Annotated in this window: 1 protein-coding gene and 1 pseudogene; both read left to right on the top strand. The window is 65.4% G+C overall.

The genetic code is table 11. The features are described 5' to 3' along the window. Positions 1 to 669, top strand: a pseudogene (locus tag EOA38_RS36620) (glycosyltransferase family 39 protein); the annotation flags it as partial. Positions 670 to 709: 40 nt separating this feature from the next. Next, on the top strand, positions 710 to 1,403 hold a 694-nt coding region (locus tag EOA38_RS36615), incomplete at its 3' end, for a phosphatase PAP2 family protein (protein ID WP_127301502.1).

Genomic DNA, 1,403 nt, shown 5'->3' with positions numbered 1-1,403 from the left:
TACCCAGGCATGGCGCTGCTGATCGGCTGGCTGCTCACCTTGCCGGCGGACCAGGCGAACGCGCCGCTAAAGCGCTGGCAGAGCTGGCTTTGGTGGGCGACCGCTTTCGGCGTTATCGTCGTGTCGGTCGGGCTGGCCGTGGTGTGCGTCGCGGCGCCGATCTATCTCGCGAAGGCCTTTTCCTGGTGGAGTATCCCGGCGGCAATCGCCGCTTTGGCCACCGGCTATCTGGCTTTCCCACGCCAATTGCAGGTGCCGCTGGGCCGCATCGCGGCGATCGCAGTCGGCGCGGGCATCACCTTCAGCCTGTTGTTCGGTGTCATCGCGCCGTCTCTGAAGCCGATCTGGCTGAGCCCGGCCATCAAGGCGGCCGTCGATGCCAACCGTCTCTGCGATACCACCGTGCTCGCCTCGTCGCCCTATCACGAGCCGAGCCTGGTGTTCCTGGTCGGCACCAGCACGGTGCTGACCGACGTCGACGGCGTCGCAAAACACCTGCTCGCCGATCCGGCCTGCACGCTTGGGCTCGCTCCGGTCACGGACGAACAGAAGCTCAACGAATTGCTTGCCGGGCAGGGCAAGTCGGCAAAGCGTCTTACCGACATCGACGGGCTCAACTATTCGTCAGGAGACAAGCTGGCGCTTGGCCTTTATCGGGTGGCCCCGTGAGGAATAGTGTCGGGCCCCAAACACCCCTGTAGACCCAGTCATGTCCGCCGTAGCCCTTTACCGCCGCTCACTCGGCAACTTCCTCGACACGATTGCCATCGTGAGGCGGCGCTTTGCCGTGCGCCCGGCGCGCTACCCGGAAATCGCGTGGCCGGTCTGGGCACTCGCCTGGGTGCTGCTGGCGGCGGCCGCTTTCCTTAGCCTCGACAGCGCCGCCGGCAGGATGCGCGGAGCGTGGACGCCGGGCTTCGTCCATTTCACCGATTTCTTCACGGATTTCGGCCTCGGCGGCTGGTATCTCATCCCGGCGGCGCTCTGTCTCGTCGCCGCCAATCTGACCGACTGGCGCAGCCTTTCACGGCAGGCGCGAATAATGGTCTACAACTGGACGTGTTTCGCCTTCCTGGTGCTCTGCGCCGTCGGGCTTTCCGGGCTGGCGGTCAATTTGCTGAAATACGGCATCGGCCGGGCGCGGCCACTCTATTTCAACGATTTCGGGGTGCTGTCGCTGCATCCCTTCGCCATGGATGCGCGCTTCGCCGGCTTTCCGTCGGGCCATGCCACGACGATGGGCGCGGTGTTCGGCATCCTGCTGCTGTTGTTTCCAAAGCGCTGGCACATCGCGCTGGCGGTCACGGCCTGCATCGCATCGACGCGCGTCTTCGTCGGCGCGCATTATCCGAGCGACACGGTCGCAGGCTTCGGGCTTGGCCTGGCTTTCGCGATCGCCTCGC

The sequence above is a fragment of the Mesorhizobium sp. M1E.F.Ca.ET.041.01.1.1 genome, assembly GCF_003997355.1.
GTDB lineage: Bacteria > Pseudomonadota > Alphaproteobacteria > Rhizobiales > Rhizobiaceae > Mesorhizobium.
Note: the sequence above shows the minus strand (reverse complement) of the source record. Positions and strands in the feature narration are given on the sequence as shown.